Genomic DNA, 17,740 nt, shown 5'->3' on the forward strand with positions numbered 1-17,740 from the left:
TGAATAAAAGTTACGCTTTCGCGAAAACGTGACTAATACACCTCCAGTACTGCTGGATTATATATGAAACTATTTACACACATAGCTCGCTTTATTGTAGGAGCACTTTTTATCTTTAGCGGATTTATAAAGCTTAACGATCCTTTAGGGTTTTCTTACAAGCTTCAAGAATATTTTAGCGCAGAGGTTTTAGGCCTTGAGTTCTTATCACCTTACGCCCTACTTATTGCAATCATACTTGTGGTGGTTGAAGTACTTTTAGGAATTGCCCTTTTGGTAGGGTATCGTAAAAAAATCACCTTGTGGCTACTGTTTGCAATGATTGCATTTTTTACATTTCTCACCTTCTACTCGGCTTATTTTAATAAGGTGACAGATTGTGGATGTTTTGGTGATGCTATTCCGCTAGTGCCGTGGGAGTCTTTTGCAAAGGATGTGATTTTATTAGTTCTTATCCTTTTCTTGATGTTTAATCAGAAATATATCCTGCCTCTTTTTGGCAAACTCATCAACACCTCTATTGTCTTTGTATCATTTTTAGCATGTATGTTCTTTGGTATGCACGTACTCGAGCACCTGCCATGGTTAGATTTTAGAGCTTACAAAGTAGGCTCAAACATAGCCGAAGGAATGAAAATCCCAGAGGGCGCACCTGAAGCTACGTTTGAGTACCAGTGGAAATTTAATATTGATGGTAAAGAGGAAGTAATTACCACAGAAGGTGGCTACCCGCAAGTAGACGGAGAGTTTATCTCATACGAGGTCGTACAAACAGCCGAAGGTTATGAGCCACCTGTACACGATTTTACAATAGAACGCGGAGAAGAAAACTATACTACAGAATTTCTAGAGAAAGAAAATCTCGTTGTAATTGTTGCTTATAACTTAACTAATACGGAGCGAGAAGGTTACTATAATATTAGAACAATTGCAGAAGATGCTATTAGAAAAGGATATAACGTCATAGGTCTAAGCTCCTCGTCACAAGACGTGACAGATGAGTTTGTACAAGATTTTAAACTTCCTTTTAAGTTTTACTTTACAGATGAAACAGTTTTAAAAACTATTGTACGTGCAAATCCTGGAATTGTGAGTCTTCACAAAGGAACCATTTTACAAAAGCTTCACTATAATGACGCCCAAGACTTGCGCTTACAAACTCTAGAAAACAGTAAGCCTAACCTTGATTTCACCCTCAAATATGAGCTAGATAGTATCGCTATTCTAGATCAAAAGTACAGACGGATGATGTACTTACAAGACGGAGAAGAAAAGAATATCGAAGCTAAAAAGCTAGGCGTTGCTCCAGAGGAATTTCAAAATTTTATATGGAAGCAACAGGAATTACTGGATAGTATTAATCTTGAACGCATTGAATATACTATAAGAACTAAAGGATATCCTGGGAAGAGTATCGTGGGCGAACCTACAAATACTGCTGCTTGGTATGTGATCCAGCATAATCCTAATAAAATACCAACCTACATAGATACCATCAAAAAAGCTGGACAAGATGGCGAATTACCATACACGCTGGTTGCAATGATGGAAGACCGTTTACTTATGGGTAATGGCGAACCTCAAATTTATGGTACTCAAGGAGCAACATACCCAAACATGGCCGATTTTATATGGCCTATAGCAAATCCTCAAGATGTAAATGAAAGACGTGCTGCAGCTGGATTTCCTCAAACTATTGAGCAATATGGTAAAGACCTCTTTGGTCAAGACTTTGAATACAAAGAAATAACTCTTGATGAAGCGCTTGCTGCAAAACAGCAAATGCTCGAAGGTAAGGCGGCATCAAATTGATTAAATACCTATTATATAAATTAGGTTATGCGCTTCTCACATTATGGGGAGTAGTAACCGTCATTTTCTTCTTGTTTACGGTGCTTCCTGGAGATCCCGCACGTATGATGCTAGATCAAAATGAAGATCCAGAACAACTAGCTAAAGTGCGTGCAAAATATGGATTTGATAAGCCTATAAGTACGCAATACGCATACTACATTAACGATCTTTCTTTGCTCTCTCTACACGCTAATGATGAGCAAAACTATACATCTCTATCCTCTGGCAAGTACAGCGCAACTCCATTATTTGAGATTGGCAATAGCACGCTAGCAGTAAAATATCCATACCTCAGAGAGAGTTTTCAAAAGACAGGAAAACCCGTCACAGAGGTAATTACCGAAACGTTACCTAACACGATTGTTCTTGCCGTAAGTGCTATTGTGATTGCCATATGTATTGGCGTTTTTTTAGGGATTATTTCTGCGCAAATGCGGGACACATGGGTTGACAAAACCATACAGATTGTAAGTACTCTAGGAATGAGTGTTCCAAGTTTTTTTAGCGCTATTCTTTTTGCTTGGCTCTTTGGTTATGCCCTTCATAAATATACAAATCTCAATATGACAGGTAGCTTGTATGAGATGGATGATTTTGGGGAGCACGTACACATCCAGTGGAAGAATTTGATTTTGCCAGCGCTAGTTTTAGGTATACGTCCGCTTGCCGTTGTAATTCAATTAATGCGCAACTCGCTCCTTGAGGTTTATAATCAAGAATATATAAGAACTGCAAAAGCTAAAGGACTTACCACCTACCAGATTACAAAAAACCACGCACTTAAAAATGCATTAAATCCTGTAGTCACTACAGTGTCTGGATGGTTTGCATCCATGCTCGCGGGTGCTGTATTTGTAGAATATATTTTTGGGTGGAATGGTTTAGGTAAAGAAATAGTAGATGCGCTCAACACACTGGATCTACCTATTATCATGGGTGCCGTGCTTATTATCGCTACGCTATTTGTAATCATTAATATTCTTGTAGATTTCGTCTACGGCTGGCTAGATCCAAAAATTAGGCTGCGCTAGGTCGCAAAGTTTTTACGAAAACGTAATCGTGAAAACTGGGTTAAATCAAGAGTAAACCTCTCTTACTCTTAGTATATTTGGTTTTTAAGGAACTTGCTTTTGCGAAAGCGAAATACAACAAAGTAAAACACATACGCCTTTTTAAAACCACATGTAATGTTACATTATTGGTTTTCATCATTGAGGCTTCTGAAATTAACTACTAACGAGACCTCTTTGTATGAAGAGATAAAAAAGAACTATAATGAGAAAAAATATCGTCGCTGGAAACTGGAAAATGAATAATGACCTAGGTGCCACAGCAACCTTAATCACAGCACTTAAACAAAAGAAAAATGAAGGAAATGCAGAGGTTATTATCGCTCCTACATTTGTAAACCTTTACAGTGCTTTTGATAGTCTTTCTGACTCAAACATCACTGTTGCTGCGCAAAATATGCATCAAGCAGAAAGTGGAGCTTTTACGGGTGAGATTTCGGCAGGTATGCTCAAAGGAATAGGTGTAGACACTGTGATTTTAGGACATAGTGAACGCCGCGCTTATTTTCACGAAAGTGATGAACTACTTGCTCAAAAAGTAGATAGCGCTCTTAAAAATGACATGAGAATTATATTCTGCTTTGGTGAAGAACTAGAAGATCGTAAAGCAGGAAAAGAAGAAGATGTGGTGGGTAGCCAACTCAAAAATGCATTATTTCACTTAGATGTTAGCGCGTGGTCAAATATTGTTCTTGCATACGAGCCAGTGTGGGCAATAGGTACAGGAGAAACAGCATCACCAGAGCAAGCACAAGACATGCACGCCTTTATAAGAAAAACTGTTGCTGAAAAATATAACAATGACGTCGCAGAAAACGTATCAATCCTTTATGGAGGATCTGTAAAACCTGCTAATGCAAAAGAAATTTTTGGAAAACCAGATGTAGATGGTGGTCTCATAGGTGGTGCTGCACTTAAAGCAGATGACTTTTTTGATATTGTAAATGCGTTTGCATAGTCTCAAATAATTTAAGAATTGACAATGCGCTTCCAGAGATGGAGGCGCATTTTTATTTTATATCAATTGGTATTAGTACATTAGAGCTTAATCTTTTATCACATGAAATTCTTTTTTACATCGCTAGTCCTACTCCTCACCATCTGTAGTTGCACCTCACAACCAGCAGTTACCACAAGCACTCAAGAAGATGGCACACTCGTACTTCTCAAAAATGCTCAAGAAGCCAAGTCCATTTATATTACAACAGATGGCAATATGGGTATAGGTAAAAAAGAGCCAAAAGTTAGACTTGAGGTAAACGGGCAAATACACGCTAAATCCGTAAAAGTGGATATAAAAGAATGGGCGGATACGGTATTTGAAGATGGGTATGATTTATCACGCTTACGCGAAATTGAAACCTACATTCAGAAAAATGGGCACTTACCCGAAATTCCGTCTGCCGCAGAAGTTGAACAAAATGGTATTGAACTAGGTGCCATGAATGCACTACTTCTAAAAAAAATCGAGGAGCTCACCTTACACCTCATTGAGAAAGAAAAACAAATTGACCAACTAACTAAAGACGTACAGGCTCTCAAAGAAACTATCGCTCCATCTGACACCAAGAATAATGGCTAAACTCATTATCTTATCTCTCCTATTCTATTCTTGCCTGCTTCAAGCGCAAGAAGATCGCTTTTACATACGCACAACATCTGAAAAAGTGGAGATACCTGTTAGCACAAACGATTCGATTGTAACCTACTTAGGTAATGATACAAGACTCAAAAAAATGTTTACTGAGCACAAGGTTAAAGTATTTAGAAAAGAATTTAAATACGCGCAGCGAGACAAACTTAAACGCACATACTTTGTTATTGCAGAGAGTAAAACGTTTCAAGAAGAGTTAATGAATCTAGCGCCAGATCTTTTTGAGTTTGCAGAGAGTATCTTAAATGAATCGCTACAAATTTATGAACCTAATGATTACGGCGTTACAAGCACCACTGGCGAAAACCTAGGCGCACAAGCTGTTTTAGACTATTATGATTTCCTCGGTGTACCACAAGCTTGGTACTACACCACAGGTTCTCCGGAAGTAATTATTGGAATATCTGACGGTTACATAGACCCAGAAGACCCTGAGTTTGCAGGCAAAACTACCATGTTCAAAAAAAGCAGCCTATCCAAAGGTCATGGGTTTACAATCGCTGCCATAGCTGCAGCTCGCGGTGATAATGGATATGGCGCGCCGGGAGTTTGCTATAACTGCAACATATACGCTACCACCTATGGTGACTTTAAAGAGTTGGGCCAACTACTAGAACTATCAAGAACAGGCGCAAAAGTGATTAATTGCAGCTGGGGATCACGTACCTATTATGAGACTGCGCAGGAAGCCATTAATGAAATGCGCGACCTTGGTACCGTCATTGTTTCTGTACCACATAATGCGGCATATAGTGTTACTAATGGAGAACAATTAAGATATCCAGGCGCTTATGAGCATGTGATATCTGTAGGAAGTGTGCAGCACAAAAATGATGAAATCTCAGATGGACTTCTCATTGAAGAGAAAAACGGGAAATATTATGCAGAGAAGCAGCAATACCATTTATCACGTACAGGTGGTTTTAAAAATAATGATCCCAAAAATGAATATACGCTATACCTAAGTTCTACAAATAATCTGGATAGCTCTGTAGATATTGTCGCACCGGGAAATGATATTTTTCAATACTATAATTATAAAGAGAATGGTGAAGTATTTCATAATCCGTTCCAAGCGACATCTCCTGCGGCACCACTTGTCACTGGAACTATAGGACTTATGTTTTCACTTAACCCATCACTATCTGTAGATGAAGTGAACAGCATTATAAAATTAAGCGCGACTAATATTGATCATATAAAAGCAAACGCGCCACTCAAAGGATTATGGGGAGCAGGATCATTACACACAGGCAGAGCTGTAAAGATGACCCATGAAATGCTACAACCTGACACGTATATGATCATTGAAAATCAGCGATTTGCTCGGTGGAACTTTAAAATCAATGCCGCGCATAAAATCATGATTAAGAATCAGCAATTTATAGAGGACGCTAGAGTAGATTTTACTGCAAAAGATGAGATTCTCATCAATGCAGAAACCGTACTTTTGCCTGGAGAAAACGGATCTATAATACTTACTATTGATCCTAATGCATCTTATAACTTAGAAACTATAAAAGAATGACACCCATTTATTTAGGATATACCTTTACTATTGAGCCACGTGACCCTGCTACAGAAATTATCATTGCAGAGCTAGGCTACGCTGGTTTTGAAAGCTTTACAGAAACTACAAGTGGTGTGATTGCATATATCCAGAAAGAAGAAGCGTTTCCTAGTGGTGAAGTTGATTTTGCCGCACTTCTTACAGATATCCAGATTCTCAAATCTGATGAGTTTAACATCACCTACACTGCCGAAGAAATTGAGCAAGTAAACTGGAATGAAGAATGGGAGAAAAACTTTGAACCTATTGAGGTAGACGGAAAATGTGCCGTACGCGCACCTTTTCACGAGAAAACTGATGTTGAGTTTGACATTGTGATTGAGCCAAAAATGTCATTTGGAACTGGTCACCATGAGACTACACACATGATGATTAAGCATTTACTCAAACTCGATGTCGCTGGTAAAAAAACACTTGACATGGGCTGTGGTACTGGAGTACTAGCTATCCTAGCCGAAATGAGAGGTGCACAACCTATAGACGCGATAGACATTGATAACTGGTGCTACCTTAATACTATTGAAAATGTAGAACGCAACAACTGTAAGCACATCACTACTTATGAAGGTGAGGCTTCATTGCTATCTGATAAAAATTACGAATTCATTATCGCAAACATAAACCGTAACATTCTTTTACAAGATATCGGCGTGTACGCGAGTTGTCTTTCTGAGGATGGAATACTGTTATTAAGCGGCTTCTATACAGAAGACATTCCTTTAATTTCAGAAAAGTGTAATGAGCACGGACTCTACTTTGTAAGTAATTATGAGCGTAATAATTGGGTGGCTTGCAAGTTTGAAAAAAGAGGATAATTTCAAATTATTGATGATAAATAATTGTTAGAATTATGCTTTCGCGAAAGCGTAATCTCTAAAATTTGTAAATTTGCATCATAAATCTCAACGCTATGAGTAATCAAGAAAAATATCAAGAAGACGTAGATGTACTAACAGAAGAAACTCCATCACACGAGATTATTCTGTATAATGATGAAGTAAATACTTTTGACCATGTGATAAATACGCTTATTTATGCATGTGATCATGAGGAGAATCAAGCACATCAATGTGCGTTACTAGTGCATTACAAAGGAAAATGCTCTGTAAAGTCTGGTGAGTATAAAGATCTAGAGCCTCGATGCTCAAAACTTTTACAAGCAGGACTGAGTGCAGAAATTGTATAAAATCCAATACTTATAATTAATCACAATAACTATTGCGCTCTCGTGGCGCATTTGTTATTTTTGCGAGGCAAATTAAGCATCTTAAACGAAGATTATGAATCTACACGAATATCAAGGAAAAGAGATATTAAATAGTTTTGGCGTACGTATCCAGCGCGGTTATGTAGCACAGACTCCGGATGAGGCTGTTGCAGCTGCCGAAAGACTTACTGAGGAAACTGGTACTGGATGGCACGTTATTAAAGCGCAAGTTCACGCAGGTGGTCGTGGTAAAGGTGGTGGTGTAAAGCTAGCAAAGAGCCTAGATGAAGTAAGATCTATTGCAGATCAGATCATCGGGATGGATCTTGTTACTCCACAAACAAGTGCAGAAGGTAAAAGAGTTCACCAAGTGCTAGTTGCAGAAGATGTATACTACCCAGGTGACAGCGAGCCAGAAGAATATTATATGTCTGTACTACTTAACCGTGGTACTGGTCGCAATATGATTATGTATTCTACAGAAGGTGGAATGGATATTGAAACAGTAGCAGAGGAAACTCCGCACCTTATTTTTCATGAAGAAATTGATCCTGCAACAGGTCTACTTCCTTTCCAAGCACGTAAAATTGCTTTTAACTTAGGATTAAGTGGTGCTGCTTTTAAAGACATGACAAAATTTGTTGCTGCTCTTTATAAAGCGTACACAGATTCTGATAGTTCACTTTTTGAGATCAACCCTGTTCTTAAAACAAGTGATGATAAAATTATGGCAGTAGATGCAAAGGTATCACTAGATGATAACGCATTATACCGTCGTAAGGAATATGCAGCAATGCGTGACAAGCGTGAAGAAAACCAAGTAGAGGTTGAAGCTGGTGAGAAAGGACTTAACTATGTAGATCTAGACGGAAACGTAGGATGTATGGTAAACGGTGCTGGACTAGCAATGGCAACTATGGACCTTATCAAGCAATCTGGTGGTGAGCCTGCAAACTTCCTTGATGTAGGAGGTACTGCAGATGCTGAGCGTGTAGAAGCTGCTTTCCAATTAATACTTAAGGATCCAGCTGTAAAGGCAATCTTAGTAAACATTTTTGGAGGTATTGTACGTTGTGACCGTGTGGCACAAGGTATCATTGATGCATACAAGAACATGGGAACTATCAACGTGCCTATCATTGTACGTTTACAAGGTACTAACGCAGATATCGCAAAGAAATTAATAGATGATTCTGGACTTGATGTTCAATCTGCTATTGAATTCCAAGAAGCTGCAGATAAAGTACAGGCTGTACTAGCTTAATACTTTTTAATACATAGATGCTACTTGTAGCATCCTTCAAATCCCACTTTCTTTAAAGTGGGATTTTTTTTGTTTTACAAATGTCATTATGTGTCGTCATAATCTCTAGCTAAACAACTACCAAATAGGTCATTTTCTTAACATTGACTACTATATACTTTCTTTAAGGATTCCAAAGCTATTATAATAAAATATCACTCCATATTTCACGTAATGCTTACTGTTGTTGTCAATACATTATGAAGTTGATAATGACGCTTTCGCGAAAGCGTTACCCCAACAAATCCCCTACGTTAACAACTCATAACCAGCATTAAACAACAGTTAAGCTTGACTAACTCCCATAGAAAAACGAGAAATAAGTCGTCTATTTGTACTGTAATAATTCATCAAAAACCTCGAGTACATCGAGACAAAAAAGAAAATTATGAAAACATTAAACGTATTATTGGTAGCCGCTTTACTTGCAGTAAACACTGCCTTTGCAACAGAAACAGAACCAACATCAGACAACAAAGAAAAAACAGTTACAGAGCAAGTAGCTGTACTTTTGAACAAGCCAGAATTTGAAGTTACTAAGGAACTTGTTGCTCAAGTAACATTAATGGTAAACAACAAACATGAAGTTGTTGTATTAAGCGTAGATACTGACGAAGAGTATGTAGCAGATTTTATTAAGGCTCGTCTTAACTATGAAAAGCTAAGCACAAGAACCATAGGAGAGCAATTTACATTACCAGTACGCATCGTCCCAGGAGCTTAAGAAGCTTCACCTAAGTTTGTAAAGCTGAGCGTCGCTCGGCTTTTTTTATGCCCTGTATTGATTGTGAGATTTTTATACCTCCACTATCTTTACAAGGTATGAAAAATCTTATCCTTTTAATTTCTCTCTGTTTCTCTACCCTTGGGTTTGCACAGAATAAATTCATTAGCCTCTCTGATGACGCAACTATTAATCTAATCACCATAGGTCCTGGAGCTGTACTTAATGACGCCTTTGGGCACAATGCCATTCACGTACGTGATTATAAAAAAGGGTTAGATATTGTTTTTAACTACGGTAAGTTCAACTTTAACACTCCTAACTTCTATCTCAAGTTTGCAAGAGGAAAATTACTATATGAGGTCGGTGTAGATAAGTATGACGACTTTGAATATAGCTATAAGCTCCAGCAACGATGGATTGAGTCTCAAGAACTACAGCTCACTCAAGATCAGAAGCAAGACGTCTTTGAGTTTTTAGTAAATAATGCTAAAGAAGAAAACAAATATTACAAATATGATTTCTTCTACGATAATTGCTCTACAAGACCATTTGAGATTATTAAGAATGAAGCTAATGTGACAATGAGCTATGATCATCAAGAAGCTGGCATGACACACCGTGATCTGATACATGAATACGTTTCTTGGAATACTTGGGGAAGTATGGGTATTGATATCGCACTAGGATCTGTAATTGATAGAACTGCTACTCCAGAAGAGTACTTGTTTTTACCACATGAGCTTATGTATGCTTTTCAAGAAGCTACTATACAAACACCTTCAGGAACACTACCACTCGTAAAAGAAACAAAGACGGTATTCTCACCGCAAATCAAACATCGCTATAGTACTAATTTCTTACTAAGTCCATTGTTTATAATTGGACTTCTAGCAGGGCTTATCATCTACAAAACCTACAAAGATCATAAGAATGAAAATCCACTAGGCTGGCTAGACACGATTATTTTACTAATCACAGGGCTTATAGGAGTTGTAGTCTTTTTATTATGGTTTGGCACAGATCACAATGCCACTGCTTGGAATTATAATTTACTTTGGGCTTTCCCATTTCATATACTAGCAGCATTTGCTGTAAAAAGAGTACAGCCGCCACAATGGGTATATCCCTATATGAAGTTGGCTGTAATTATGATGTCGCTTTTATTCTTTCACTGGATTATAGGAGTCCAGCGATTTGCATTATCTCTTTTACCGCTCCTTTTAGCAATTACGATACGTTACGTATTTATACTTAGAAGAATTAAAGTTACAAGAACAAATGGTAATGAGGAGTAGTATTACTGCCCTCTAAAATTTACTATAGTACTAATAGTTTTAAGTACTATACTTAAATCCATAAAGAGGTTGCGGTGCTTGATATAATATAAGTCATACTGTAGCTTTTCTAGCGAACCTTCTTCAGAGCTTGCATAGCCACCCATTACTTGCGCCCACCCTGTAAGTCCTGGCTTAATAATGTGGCGTGTCTCATAAAAAGGTATCTCTTGAGAGAGTTCCTTTACAAATACGGGACGTTCAGGTCTTGGGCCTATCACGCTCATTTCTCCTAGAAACACATTAATAAACTGCGGGATTTCATCTAGCCTACTCTTTCTTAAAAATTTTCCGAATGATGTAATACGCGTATCATTTTTAGTAGACCATGCAGCGCCATCTTTCTCTGCATTTACAATCATTGTGCGTAGTTTGATAATCTTGAATGTATTACCGCCTTGGCCTATGCGTATTTGTGTATAAAACAGTGGACCGCGATTACCAATGAGATTACCAAGAAACACAATAGGTAGAACCACAACAAAGGACAAAATTCCCAAGACAGACATGACCACATCAAAAATGCGATGAATGAGTTTATAGAATTTATTTTGATTACTACGACTAAATGGAAAGTAACGGTAAAAATCTTTATCTACATATTCTACAGGAACACGCTGCGTGATATCCTCATAAACCTGCATATACTCTCGTATGGGGAAGCCTGATTTCAAGAGTGTTATAAGCTGGTTATAGAGTTCAAGCGATACTCCATCTTCATAAGTACTAGCGACAATAATTTCAGAAATTCCATTTTCTGAGATGGTTTCTTTCAGATCTTTAATAGGAAATCGTTTTGCCTCTGTTGAGATTACATCTGCAATAGACATAGGCTCTGTGTTGATATAACCAGCTATTTTGTAATTAGGATCTGCTCCTTCTAGATTCTTAATAATCTTATGAATATTAAAGGAATCTCCTACTACAATTGCTTTTCTATAAAATCTTGGTGCTGAAATTATAGACACGTATAACCACCTCCACAAAGAAATACCTATAATCATTGCCAAGAAGAAGTACACTATCTGTAGTCTATTTTCTGGAAGAATGGGAGTATAAAAGGGAGTTAGCAAGTAGAATAACACAGTAACTGCTACAGTAAGAATCACATTCTTAAGCATGGTTTGAAACTTCACCGTCTTTGGTAAGAAATAAAGTTCAAACACCGTCCCAAAGATGGACAGATACCCCACAAGCACTATGATTGCCGTTGCGTTTTCCTTTCTGATTTTTACATAATCAAATTCTAAGAATAATTCTGTGAGATAGAGTGCTCCCAGAACAGATAAGATATCAAATATGCGCAGTAATACTTTACGCTCTGACACATCAAAATGGATACTAGGTAAGAGGGACATTCGAGGTTGGTTGAGTACCGTAAATATATCACAAATTTAGCAGAGCACTTTATGCCATTGCTCTTTTACTACGCTCCAATCAAAGGATTCTACTTTTTGACGAGCATTCAACACTATTTCCTTTGTGCTATCTGTGTTTTCAAGCAACTTACTAAGCTTTTCTGAGAAAGCAGAAACATTCTCTGGACCTGATAATAGCCCATCGACAGTGTCATGAATAAGATATGGCATTCCACCTACATTTGTAGATACTACAGGTAATCCTAATGCCATTGCCTCTATCACACTCACAGGAGTATTGTCAAAGTTTGTAGTACTTATGAAAACATCATGGTCTTGCGCTAGAGACGTCCAATCCTCCTTGGATAATCTACCCGTAAAATGCACAGGGAGGCTGTTTTTCCTTGCATATTCCTCACAAGGTACTTGACTACCATCTTTATCTGGCCCAACCATCGTAAGAGTAGCTTCGGGATACCTTTGATGTAATTTCTCAAGCACTTGAACAGCCATAAGCGGATTATAAATTTCAGCAAATGAGCGTACCCATAATAAGTTGGGTTTAAATACTAATCGTTCTTTAAATGGATATTCTGCTAGTTCTATGGTATTAGGAATTAGGATTAGATTTGAGAATCCCGCTTTCGCGAAAGCGTTATATAAATAGCCACTAGGAGCAACATTAATCTGTGCACTCCCAAAAAGCTGTTTGCAAATTTTTGCGTTGTTCTTAAGCCTATGTGGCAAATTACCACCGTGTAAAATTGGAATATATGGAATACTGAACGTTCTACATAAACTAGCAATGATTACAGCATACCAAAAGTTGGATGTGCTATATGTATCTATGAGAACACTGTCTATACTTTTGCGAGAACGCAATAATGCGCGCATCATATCAAGTATGCGAAGTGACTTATTTGATATTGTTGACGTCACCTCAACATCATAGCCTTCCTGCCTCAGTAATAAACTAAGGGTCTCAATAGTGGTAGCCGTCTTCCCTTTATTGGATAACGCGTTGCCTACGTATAGGAGCTTTTTTCTTTTCATGAACAACGTTTAAAAGGGCAAGAGCATATATAAAAGCTGGTGCTGCAATACGCATTGAGGAGTGATTTATGGTCATAAACCAAAACCCTAGAGCCGCAAAAAATAGATAGTTCCTTCTATTCTTAGCTCTATATACAAGTGGATAAATAATAAGAATTCCTAGAATGATTAATCCTAAAAAGCCATGTTCAGATAATAATCTACTGACTTCGTTATGAGAAGCAGCTCCTATTCCTGTTTCATCTGCCCTTAATTCTTTTATCTTTCCAGCACCTACTCCTAGTAAAGGATTTTGATAAAAAGCCTCTAATTCTGTTTCTAATAGTTCTCCCCTACCTGTAGTAATATCACTCTTTAAACGACCTGCTGCGTCCCTATTTGTATAGCGTTTATTGATGAGTCCATTGGTCTGAAAAGAACTATAAGCACCGGCAGCCACCAGAACGCCTCCTAGTAAAATTAAGTACGTGACCATTCTTCTACGAGCAGATCCTTTAGAGCCTGCAAAATATATTACTAAAAAGGCGGCACTGCATACAAGACCTGTAATTACTCCTCCTCTCGAAAAGGTTATAATGCCTTTATAAAGTAGAAAACCCGTTAATCCTAAGTGTATAAATAAAAACAGCTTGTTCTTACTGTAAATAACAAGCTGGACGAGTGCTAGAAACATCCCTAAACCTAATACTGTAGAAACTTGATTAGGACCAAAACCACCTGTAGCAGCATAGTTGGCCCCAGTTCCACTTAAAGATTCTCTTAAGTCTGGTGTTCCTAGGGTGATGTAAACAGACATCCCTATAATAGGTAATAATATCCATCTCGTTAAGTTTGAAAGCTGTTGATATGTTAATCTTCTATCTACGCAATACAAGGCGGAAAGACCTAAACATATAGGACCACTTAAGTTAAAAAAGACAGCCTTTTTTACATCTGTACCAAGATTGAGCGTCATAGAGGCGACCAATATACTGGGAAGTAACAAGAAAACATACAGCCAGTAAATCCCTGATTTACGACTAGTACCACTCAAAAAAAGTCCGATTAACATAAAAGCTATTACCGAATATTTACCTGCTTCGTACACAGGTATAGCTTGGCTCATTCTAAAAAATACCTCAGCACCAGCCATATAAGCAGCTGCCATAAGTGCTTCGTTTTTCTTATTTCCCGTTCTGAATATTTGAACTAAAAAATAGAGAATACTTCCTGCAAAATACACGAGTGCAAGCGACCTTACGAGATACACTAAAACTCCTATGATGATATGAATCACCATAAAAGTTAAGTATGTAGATTGTTTGGATATATTCACAGCTCTAAGATATCAATCCTTTATAGATAGGCAACACCTTGTCCATAAAAGCCTTCTTACTATAATTTTTTAGTACGCTTTCGCGAAAGCGTAATCCCATCTGATCTCTTTCTTTTTGATCACAATGAAACAATTTTACTAGCTCCTTGCTTAGTTCTTCTCTTACATTATTAATCACTATACCGTTATTCCCTACGACCGCTGCACATTGCCCAACGTTTGTGACGATAACAGGCAAACTACTGTTCCCATATTCTAACAAAGAAACAGGTAATCCTTCTGAAATAGAAGAAAGTACACCTATCGTACTTTGTTCTAGAATATGCGCTATATCATTACAACTACCATAGAGAAATACCTTGTCTGAAAGGTTATGTATTTCAATAGCAGTGGTTAATTCACTATAGTAGTCATCTTCAAAGGACTTTCCTACTAAATGTAAAGTCCACTCTTGAAAACTATTTTGTGTTTTTGAAAAAGCTTCAATGAGCTCTATATGATTTTTCTGTGGTCGTAAGTTTGCTAAGCAAATCACACGCTTACCTTCTTTTCCTTTTAACGAAGTAACTTTGAGTTTATCACTGGAAAGTGCTGCAAAGTTCTCTAAAAAATAAGTTTGCTTGACACCTAATACTTCCCTAGACCATGTTTTAAGCTTCTCATTAACCGCTATTGTCACATCAATATATCTAGCAAGAATTTTGAGGAGTTTGCTATCACGTTTTTCTAACGCATCACTCATACCATAGTGATCATGCCAAACAATCTTTATGCTACGCTTATTGATTTTGGCTAGTACTGCTAGCATTAGCGATGTAGAATGCGCGTGGATAATGGTAATCTGTTCTTTCTTAACCCATTTAAAAAATCGACGAAAAGCTACAATATCTAGCTTCCCTTTCTTTCCGAGCATTAAAAAATTCACTTGAGAAGACAATTCATTTTCTAATGAACCTCCTCGGCGGGTTGCACACACATAGGAGGTTATACCCTCTTCATTAATTGCATTAGCAATATTTACAGCCATACGCTCTGCCCCACCAGCATCTAATGTATCTATGAGTTGGAGGATTTTCATTGCAATAGCTTTTTGATTTCTTGAGCAAAGGTATCCATTGTGTATTGCCTAGACCACTCTGCGGCCTCTTTACTCATTTGTACAAGAGCTTCTTTGTTAGTTAACTGTTTTCTTAAATACTCAACATCGATATGTTCTGGTTCATGTATGAGTATCCCTCGCTTATCGTTTCCAATTATCCAAGGCACACATGATACACTCGAGACTATAGGCACTACACCCCAAAACATTGCCTCTGCGACAACCTTAGGCCATCCTTCACTTTTGGAGAGTAATATGAGAAGATCTGCATTTTTGTAGGCTTCTTTTACTACATGCCCCGGTTGGTTTCCTCGTATGATGATTTGATCTAAAATCCCATTTTCTTTTCGATACCACTTGATGTCTTCTACCACGGGTCCATCACCGTACATCTCAAGGGTAATATCTAATCCAGAGCTACGTAAAAATTTTATAAGCTGTACTGTTTCAAAAGGTCTTTTATTTGCTCCCATAGTGCCTACATACATGGCTTTTAGAGGTTGCTTAAAATCTCTATCTATGATGGGCTCCTTTTCATTATTGTAATAACTTGCCGTAAAAAAGGGTTTAATATTTTTAGTTTGGTCCTTCCATTCTCCATAAACTAGCACTTGCATATTCTTAGTCAATACGGTATTAGAAAGTATCCACTTTTGGATCTTATAAGCTAGCGGCTGCTTAGATGCAGGGTCCCAATTCCCAGCATACTTAGCCGTTTTACGTTTTCGCGGAAGCGTAACCTGTATCATACTGGCTAGCAAAGCAAGATTACCTGGACATCTTAGATGGATATGATCTGCCTTACGCATAGCATTCCATAACACTATGGCTTGGTATGGAATGGTAAGAAACGAGATAAGAGCAGACATAAGTGTGTGAAATTCTAACCTGCGCAGGGCTATCTGCTTAAAATCTTGAATTTCAAATGGCAGTCCAAGTAAAGGGCCTCTTATTTTATTGGGACAAATGAAGGTAGTATGATCTACCTGTGACATCCATAGGTTCATTTCTTTCACATAAGGAGCATAGGCTACTTTTTGTCCATTTTGGTTAATGAGATGCGCGTCTGTGATTACAAGTAACTTCACTAATTATTTTTTAGCTTGTTAATTAATATCGTAACATGAGAAGGCATACTCTTTAAGCTATATGTATTTTCAAAAGTTTGGATAGCGCCTTGAGAATATATTTTCCAGTGAGCTATTACTTTATCAAAGGCTTCTAGCAAACTATTTTGGTTTGAATGTTTAAAGAATTCACCATTAATACCCGGTTCAAGAATATCTAAACTCCCGCTTGTTTTTGTGCATATAACGGGCGTGCCTTCTCGCAGTGCTTCAATAGTAACCATTCCAAAGGCCTCCTCATGGCTTGCTGATATATGTGCTACGCTATTTGCATACACGCTACCTATCTGGTCATTAGATTTATTTCCAGAGAATATAACGTTATTTTCAATCCCTACCCTTGCCACCTCTTTCTCAAGATGTTCTCTTTCATCACCATTACCCACAATATTCAATGTAATTTCTGGATATTTAGAAAGTAAAACCTTAAACTGTGATAAGAGCTCAAAATGGCCCTTTGATTTTGCGAGCCGACCTACTATAGATAATGTATGACTTCGTTCCTTTTGTATTTTTAAAGATAGCTGTGTCTCAGGTATCAAAAAGGTATGTACAAATACTTTACTCCCTTTTACATTAAAACGCTTTATAACGTCATTTCTTGTTCCTTGGGAGTTTGCAATCAGTTGAGTATTTAATCGATAAACGATTTGTTTTCTTACGTCTAGCAAGATGCTTTTATAGCTTGCTTTTTTACCACTGTCTATGCATATCTGCCCACCTAGTGTATGTACAAAATTCCATCTATGTGGAACACCCTTTAAATAACTCGCTACTGAAACAATGTTAGTAGATCCGAAATTAGATAAACACATCAGTGGTTTAAACTCTCGTAGCAATTGTACAAAGAAGGTAAAATCCTTCCATTTTGTAGGTCTATGATTAGGCCATTTCCTGAAAAACAAGTTTACCTCATCTTTAGGGAGAGTGCTTGGATTATTATCTATTACCACAACCACTCGATATCCTTCTTTAACAAAGGCCTTTGCTAGATCATGAAAATAGCTCGTAATTGTACCAAAAGGCAAAGATGTCGCTATTACGATTGTTTCTTTATTGTCTTGCACAG

The 17,740-nt window shown here is 37.6% G+C and carries 16 protein-coding genes; 10 read left to right on the forward strand and 6 right to left on the reverse strand.

The features are described from left to right. Window positions 1-63: 63 nt before the first annotated feature. The 10 genes from ACJJVW_RS02380 to ACJJVW_RS02425 all read left to right on the forward strand — a co-directional run bounded on the left by ACJJVW_RS02380 (window position 64) and on the right by ACJJVW_RS02425 (window position 10,680). Window positions 64-1,812 carry a BT_3928 family protein gene (locus ACJJVW_RS02380; protein ID WP_405250634.1) on the forward strand — a complete coding sequence of 583 codons (1,749 nt, stop codon included), beginning with the start codon at window positions 64-66 and terminating at the stop codon, window positions 1,810-1,812. Next, on the forward strand, window positions 1,809-2,885 hold the full coding sequence (locus ACJJVW_RS02385; protein ID WP_405250635.1) for an ABC transporter permease: 1,077 nt from the start codon (window positions 1,809-1,811) through the stop codon (window positions 2,883-2,885). The genes ACJJVW_RS02380 and ACJJVW_RS02385 overlap by 4 nt, the downstream gene beginning before the upstream one ends. A gap of 244 nt (window positions 2,886-3,129) precedes the next feature. Beyond that, complete coding sequence (gene tpiA / locus ACJJVW_RS02390) at window positions 3,130-3,882, forward strand: triose-phosphate isomerase (RefSeq protein ID WP_405250636.1); 753 nt, start codon at window positions 3,130-3,132, stop codon at window positions 3,880-3,882. A 102-nt stretch (window positions 3,883-3,984) separates the two neighbouring features. After that, entirely contained in the window at window positions 3,985-4,506 is a 522-nt protein-coding gene (locus tag ACJJVW_RS02395; protein WP_405250637.1) for a hypothetical protein, read from the forward strand. Beyond that, on the forward strand, window positions 4,499-6,106 hold the full coding sequence (locus ACJJVW_RS02400; RefSeq protein ID WP_405250638.1) for a S8 family peptidase: 1,608 nt from the start codon (window positions 4,499-4,501) through the stop codon (window positions 6,104-6,106). The genes ACJJVW_RS02395 and ACJJVW_RS02400 overlap by 8 nt, the downstream gene beginning before the upstream one ends. Continuing rightward, window positions 6,103-6,963 carry a 50S ribosomal protein L11 methyltransferase gene (prmA, locus tag ACJJVW_RS02405; protein ID WP_405223518.1) on the forward strand — a complete coding sequence of 287 codons (861 nt, stop codon included), beginning with the start codon at window positions 6,103-6,105 and terminating at the stop codon, window positions 6,961-6,963. Before ACJJVW_RS02400 ends, prmA begins: the two co-directional genes overlap by 4 nt. 95 nt (window positions 6,964-7,058) lie before the next feature. Continuing rightward, a complete protein-coding gene (locus ACJJVW_RS02410) occupies window positions 7,059-7,334 on the forward strand; it encodes an ATP-dependent Clp protease adaptor ClpS (RefSeq protein ID WP_013751571.1) in 276 nt (91 codons plus the stop codon). Window positions 7,335-7,428: 94 nt separating this feature from the next. Then, entirely contained in the window at window positions 7,429-8,619 is a 1,191-nt protein-coding gene (gene sucC / locus ACJJVW_RS02415; protein ID WP_013751570.1) for an ADP-forming succinate--CoA ligase subunit beta, read from the forward strand. Between the two features lie 427 nt (window positions 8,620-9,046). Then, the gene (locus ACJJVW_RS02420; protein WP_339847391.1) at window positions 9,047-9,382 is read left to right on the forward strand and encodes a hypothetical protein; all 336 of its coding nucleotides are present in this window, start codon (window positions 9,047-9,049) and stop codon (window positions 9,380-9,382) included. Between the two features lie 98 nt (window positions 9,383-9,480). Continuing rightward, entirely contained in the window at window positions 9,481-10,680 is a 1,200-nt protein-coding gene (locus tag ACJJVW_RS02425; protein WP_405250639.1) for a DUF4105 domain-containing protein, read from the forward strand. Between the two features lie 2 nt (window positions 10,681-10,682). Here the strand turns inward: ACJJVW_RS02425 and ACJJVW_RS02430 are convergent, their stop codons facing one another. The 6 genes from ACJJVW_RS02430 to ACJJVW_RS02455 are packed head-to-tail and all read right to left on the reverse strand — an operon-like array spanning window position 10,683 to window position 17,738. Next, window positions 10,683-12,077, reverse strand: a complete 1,395-nt coding sequence (locus tag ACJJVW_RS02430; RefSeq protein ID WP_298328135.1) for a sugar transferase — start codon at window positions 12,075-12,077, stop codon at window positions 10,683-10,685. Between the two features lie 36 nt (window positions 12,078-12,113). Beyond that, window positions 12,114-13,130: a glycosyltransferase family 4 protein gene (locus ACJJVW_RS02435; protein ID WP_405250640.1), complete on the reverse strand. Its 1,017-nt coding sequence runs from the start codon at window positions 13,128-13,130 to the stop codon at window positions 12,114-12,116. Further along, complete coding sequence (locus ACJJVW_RS02440; RefSeq protein WP_298328141.1) at window positions 13,084-14,445, reverse strand: O-antigen ligase; 1,362 nt, start codon at window positions 14,443-14,445, stop codon at window positions 13,084-13,086. The genes ACJJVW_RS02435 and ACJJVW_RS02440 overlap by 47 nt, the downstream gene beginning before the upstream one ends. A gap of 4 nt (window positions 14,446-14,449) precedes the next feature. Continuing rightward, window positions 14,450-15,523, reverse strand: a complete 1,074-nt coding sequence (locus ACJJVW_RS02445; protein WP_405250641.1) for a glycosyltransferase — start codon at window positions 15,521-15,523, stop codon at window positions 14,450-14,452. Next, window positions 15,520-16,632 (reverse strand): glycosyltransferase, encoded by a 1,113-nt coding sequence (locus tag ACJJVW_RS02450; RefSeq protein ID WP_405250642.1) that lies wholly within the window; start codon window positions 16,630-16,632, stop codon window positions 15,520-15,522. The genes ACJJVW_RS02445 and ACJJVW_RS02450 overlap by 4 nt, the downstream gene beginning before the upstream one ends. Next, window positions 16,632-17,738, reverse strand: coding sequence for a glycosyltransferase (locus ACJJVW_RS02455; protein WP_405250643.1), 1,107 nt, complete (start codon window positions 17,736-17,738; stop codon window positions 16,632-16,634). The genes ACJJVW_RS02450 and ACJJVW_RS02455 overlap by 1 nt, the downstream gene beginning before the upstream one ends. Window positions 17,739-17,740 lie beyond the last annotated feature (2 nt).

It is taken from the genome of Dokdonia sp. Asnod3-C12, from assembly GCF_045063975.1.
Classification (GTDB): Bacteria; Bacteroidota; Bacteroidia; order Flavobacteriales; family Flavobacteriaceae; genus Dokdonia.